This window comes from Candidatus Poribacteria bacterium (assembly GCA_021295755.1).
In the GTDB taxonomy this organism is placed as follows: domain Bacteria; phylum Poribacteria; class WGA-4E; order WGA-4E; family PCPOR2b; genus PCPOR2b.
On the sequence record JAGWBT010000019.1, the window covers coordinates 1167 to 6702 of the forward strand.

General features: G+C 49.6%; 4 protein-coding genes and 2 pseudogenes. All 6 read right to left on the reverse strand.

What is annotated here, in order from left to right; translation table 11 throughout:
* Window positions 1-377: LLM class flavin-dependent oxidoreductase (locus J4G02_03970; GenBank protein MCE2393749.1), on the reverse strand; the 377-nt coding region annotated here is incomplete at its 3' end.
* Between the two features lie 152 nt (window positions 378-529).
* On the reverse strand, window positions 530-775 hold the full coding sequence (locus J4G02_03975; protein MCE2393750.1) for an Ldh family oxidoreductase: 246 nt from the start codon (window positions 773-775) through the stop codon (window positions 530-532).
* Window positions 738-1544 (reverse strand): Ldh family oxidoreductase, encoded by an 807-nt coding sequence (locus J4G02_03980; GenBank protein ID MCE2393751.1) that lies wholly within the window; start codon window positions 1542-1544, stop codon window positions 738-740. Before J4G02_03980 ends, J4G02_03975 begins: the two co-directional genes overlap by 38 nt.
* Before the next feature lie 11 nt (window positions 1545-1555).
* Entirely contained in the window at window positions 1556-2545 is a 990-nt protein-coding gene (locus tag J4G02_03985) for a site-specific DNA-methyltransferase (protein MCE2393752.1), read from the reverse strand.
* Window positions 2546-3296: 751 nt separating this feature from the next.
* Window positions 3297-4351, reverse strand: a pseudogene (locus J4G02_03990) (Gfo/Idh/MocA family oxidoreductase).
* A gap of 96 nt (window positions 4352-4447) precedes the next feature.
* Window positions 4448-5536, reverse strand: a pseudogene (locus tag J4G02_03995) (UbiD family decarboxylase).

Genomic DNA, 5536 nt, shown 5'->3' on the forward strand with positions numbered 1-5536 from the left:
CCCACGCCAAAGACGATACGTCCACCCGTGAGGAGGTCTGCGGTCGCATAGTCTTCTGCGAGTCGTAGTGGGTGCCACATCGGCGTCACGTTGAAAGCGCACCCAATTTTGAGCGTCTGTGTCAGGTGAGCGAGGTGGACACCGAGCATCAGAATGTTAGGGATGCACTCGTACCCTTCGCGCTGAAAGTGGTGTTCAGCCAGCCAAAGGGTTTCGTAGCCGTTGCGGTCCATGAGCTGCGCGATGGCTTGCGTCTTATCGAATACGGTCGCGATATGTTCGTCGGAGAGCCAACGTTCGTTGACAGGCGGACCATCAAGGCCTACATCTGTCAGATCAACATGTCCTGCGAATAGTGAACCAAATTTCCTGATCATCTTCTTGCCTCTATAGTAGCTATTAAGTCAAATCAGATTATCCTGTCTAATTGATGCTGCTCGAACACCGGCTCATCCCCTTGCCATTGGTGAGCCTTGCGAAAATTTCAAACTTCCGGAAGGCTCACTCAACCTGAGGTCTGTTTTTACCTTTAGACTGCTGGGGCTGAAACGCCATGGGACGCAGCTGCCTCAACCAGCCGATCCCACGTTTTCTCTTCGATTGGAATGCCATCTCTCATACGTTGTTCACGGCTCCGTTCCTCAAACTCGCCGGGAGCGAACACTTCATCAACACCGGGCAGTTTTTCAGAGGACTTTATCCATTCCGTAAGGTACTCGGTCTCCTGCTGGTAGACATCAAGATCGATGAAATCCTGAATCTTGATAGCGATCATCACAATCCCGCTTGCGCCACGGGTGGGTTCCGGCGATGGCATCAATCATAAATCCTAAGCCGAAGCCCTTGTGCCCGAACTGAAAACCACCCACCGGCATTACTGCTGTATCATCATGACGGTCTATGAAAGCGTTCGGATCAGTAACTGTGTTTCCTTCTGAGTCAATCATCCAACCTTCTGGCATCTCTTCATCACGTGCACGTTGGACCAGTATCTTCCCGCCTGCAACAACACTCATCGTCGCATCAAGCATCAACGGTTCGCCGTTTTTGCGGGGGACTGCGATCGCAATTGGGTTGGGTGGGAGCCTTCGGGAGGTGCCGCCGAAGGGGTGCATAAATCGTCCGCCGCCATTTAGGAAAACGAGCCCGATCATCCCCTCTTTTGCGGCGATTGTGGGATACGTTCCCATCCGTCCGGCGTGTCCGCAACGGTGGAGTCCAACCCCGCCGAATGTGTGTGTTTTCGCTTTTTCAACTGCCATCTCCATCGCCTTCTGAGCGATGACCATGCCGAGCCCGCCGTTGGCGTTTATCACTGCTGTTGCGGGTGTCTCACGGACGATTTCCATCTTATCCGTTGAGGGACCGCCACTCATCCCGCCTGCGTAGTTGGGTGCGTTAATCACGCCGTGTGAATCGTGCCCCATCAAATTGGATTCTACGACATGATTGCTGACAATACGGGCATCTTCCTCAACTCCACCGGCACCGATATACATATCATAAACAAATTTTCGTAAAACATCATGATTGACTGTAGGCATAAAAGCCCTCCTTATTGATATTTTTCGCGATTCTCCGCGAATCGCAATTGTGCCTCTTGATCTGTCTCCTGTTGGCTAACCGTTGGTGTGAGCGATATTTTACCTTTTAGCACTATTTTGGTATGATCGATTGCTTGGGGGGACTCAGGACTGCGAAATTCTGGCTGTAACGCCTCCCAATCTTGGTCCCGGAGTGTGACGATTTCGTCTAGGTAAACGCTGGCCCATATATTTCCAATCCGGGAATTCGATACTTGTTGCTTCACTTTGTCACGTGCGATCATCGCGTATGTCTGATCAAGTTCAAAACCGACGTAGTGCCGTCCAAGTCGCTTTGCAGCTATTGCTGTTGTACCTGTCCCCAGAAACGGGTCAAGCACTGTATCGCCTTCATCAGTGGACATTAAGATGATACGTTCTAACAAATGAATCGGCAGTTGACACGGATGCGGATCGCGATATTTGTTGTGCTTTATCCGATGAATATCTGTCCACGTATCTGGAACAAGCGGGCCAAAAGGATGCAACAGTCCCTTTTTCCCGCCGTAGTCCTTATGCAAATAGTTACATTTACGACAACGTTTGTGCGGATAACGAATTTCGTAAAATTTATTTTGCTTTGCATCTTTGGCATAAAATAGGATGCCGTAATGCGCGGGTTGGAGTGTTTTCCCCATCGGTGCTGTGGGGGCATCCCACGAAATCCAGTGCCTAAAATCAGCAAGTTTGTTCAAAAAACTCGCATAATACGTCAGCCATTTGGGGATATTATGTACAAAAATTGACCCCGTTTCCTTCGTGACACGCACCATCTCCGAAATCCATTTTTCGCACCAGTGTAGATATTCTTCCAGCTCAAGGCTATCTCTTGTGCTGTGATATTTCTTCTTCAGATTAAAGGGTGGATCGGCGAAGGTTATATCGACGCTATTATCGGGAATTTGGCTAAACAATTCGAGACAATCGCCTTGAAGAATCCGATTGATATACGCTTCCATTATTTTGCAATTTACTCTCTCAAAATTTTCTGAAATCGTGAGATTTCTTCCTGATGGAAGGTGAAAACGTCTTCGTGAGCAACTATCATATCGGACTCAGTGGTTAATCATTTCTCTAGACTGGTCAAAGGTGCCCACATCAAGTGAGGTTCCGTTAGTTTGATATTGCCAAGACAACGCATTGCCATTATAGCATTGCACAGTGGCAAACTCAAGCACATTATCCAATTGACTAGGGGTATTTAATTTTCCCATATTATTGCCCCGATAAATCGTCCGATAAATCGAGACCAGGGGGACAGGCGGAACGGAGCACCTACCATTGATCTGACACGGTTTGCTAAATATGGTGAGAAAGTGCCATTGAACAGTGGAGTATGGAGCCGCCGCGCTCGATTGAAAAATTGCACCGAATCTGCACCGAATCTGCACCGCAAAAATGTGTTTCGCTAAGAACCTGTTTTGATAAGGAAGAACCGATTCCACAGGTTCAGTGGATTTTTCAATCCACAGCGATCTGTATCGTAGAGTAGGGGTTGAGTCTCCCATCCTGTCAGGCTTGGAAACGAAGTCCCTACGGTAGACCAAGCCCGTAGATTGAACCCAAGCGATGAAACACACCCATCACGCCCCCATGCTTTAGCCCATCGGTTCAGGGATTGATAGTTATCTTGTTAATCCTTAAATCCCGAAAATCCTGATTCAGACAATAATCCGTATGTCGCACCTCTGGTGCTAAATTCTAAAATCTACTCTACTGAAACCTCGGCTGCCTTGGGGCACGGTCTCTCTCTAACCGCAGCTTCGACCCCTTCAACGGTAGCTGAACTCTTGCCCCATTCTGCAAGTGCGATTCCATGAATGCAAAGATTAATTCCGTGCTTGCGTGTGCCACACGGACGCCGCAACGTGATGGCTCGCCGGTGTCGAGTGAATGAACCAGATCTTTGATGAGATTTGCTGTGCTGCTGGTGTGCTCAAACTCAGGGAAAGCCTCCGGCACAAAACAATCTCGCCACCCCGGAACGTCGGCTTGACGTCGGATGTGCCACTGCCAACCATTATTCCAGCATGTCACAATTCCCCTTTCACAGATTGCCTCCCATTCGCTACCGCGCGGAGAAAGAAGTGCATGCGCTGTGACATCATTTTCAAACTGAATTATCCCCTGACCATTCGGATCCTCTTGAACAATATCACCATCGAAGATGCTGTCGTCATCGGTGATATGGGCAGATGCCCACAAGGCGCGGTGGTCGCTATTCAGGCGCAAAATCAGATCGAATTGGTGGCTGGAACCGTTAAAAAGCGAATGGTTACCGTAAATGATTAGCGTCTTGAGTGCACCCAATTCACCGCTATCAATGACCTCTTTCATCTTGTCGAAGCCGGTGTGCCAACGGCGGTTTGTACCCAAGTTGAAGAAAGCCCCGTTGCGTTCCACCGCTTCCACCATCGCGTTCGCCTCGTCCATCGAAGCTGCCATCGCCTTTTCCGCGTAGATTGCTTTGACCCCGTGTTCTACGGCGTGGATTGCGTTGCGACACTCACGATGTCCAAGTTCTCTTTGTCGATGAGTTCCCGGTAGTCAGTGTACTGCCGTTCTTTGGGTACATCGTACCGTTCTCCGAATACCTCCATGACATCTGGACGCAGATCTGAACAAGCGACGAGGTCTGTTCGAGCCTCAGCATAAAAACCTGCCGCGTGTGAATATGGCAGCTTAATTGCTTGATAATCAGGTATTTCGTTGTCAATAAATGCGCCCATCCGGCTACAGCCGATGACAGCAGCGCGATAAGTTTTCATCCTTTTGCCTCCATTGTAAAGTGCAACACCTATTTTCTCACAACGAGCCTTATCACAAATTTGCCGTGCGAGCGATTACGAAAATCGTCTGGCAGTTTATTCGATCTTGTACTCCTTCCACCGCTTGTCGACCAGATCGATGACTTCCTGAGACATCTTGATTTCATCGGGCCACTCCCGCTGGTAACCTTCCTCACGCCATTTGGTCGTTGCATCAATCCCCATCTTTGATCCTGCTCCCATCAGGGGCGCAGCGTGATCAAGGACATCAACGGGCCCCTCAACGATGGTTACATCTCGCTTGGGATCGACGTTGCTGCCGACGCGGAAAAGCACTTCCTCCACATTCTGCACATCAACATCTTTATCAACAACGATAATAATTTTACTGAACATCAGTTGACCAAGTCCCCACAGGCTGTGCATAATCTTTTTTGCGTGGTAAGGGTAGCGCTTGTCGATGGAAATCAAAGCAAAGTTATGGAATACACCGAACAACGGCAGGTTCATATCGACCAACTCTGGCAGCTGTGTCCGGATCAACGGCATGAAGATTCGCTCCGTTGCCTTTCCCATGTAGCAATCCTCCATCGGCGGTTTACCGACGATGATTGTCTGGTAGATGGGACGCTTGCAGTGCGTGATGGCGGTGATGCGAAAAACGGGATATTCGTCTTCAAGAGACGAAGGGACCTTCAATGCAGGTTTCGTCCGGTTCAATATACCCTTCAATCACGATATCCGCATCTGCCGGAACCAACATATCGATGGTTTTGCACGGAACCATTGGCACATTGGCTTTGCGGAGGAATCCTGCAAACAGGAGTTCGTCAATGCCGCTTGGAAGCGGTGCGGTACCGATGTAGGACATGACAGGATCGCCGCCGATAGCGACAGCAACTGGCATCCGTTCACCCGCCTCACGATATTCGCGGTGATGCCCAGCACCATCATGGTGGATCTGCCAGTGCATCGCCAGTGCGCGTTCATCGAGTCTTTGTAGTCGGTACGTGCCGACATTGCGCTGACCGGTTTTCAGGCTATGTGTGAAAACCTGTGGTAGGGTAATATATTTGTCTGCATCAAGGGGCCAACATTTGATGAGCGGGATGCGATCTAATGAAATTTCGTCGCCGGTCCAAACCACCTCCTGACATGCACCGCGCTTGACCGTTTTTGGTGGGA

Bases quoted from the DNA above. Each gene is read 5' to 3' on its own strand.
- J4G02_03975 (MCE2393750.1), bottom strand. From the start codon at position 775: ATGATCGCTATCAAGATTCAGGATTTCATCGATCTTGATGTCTACCAG.
- J4G02_03980 (MCE2393751.1), bottom strand. From the start codon at position 1,544: ATGCCTACAGTCAATCATGATGTTTTACGAAAATTTGTTTATGATATG.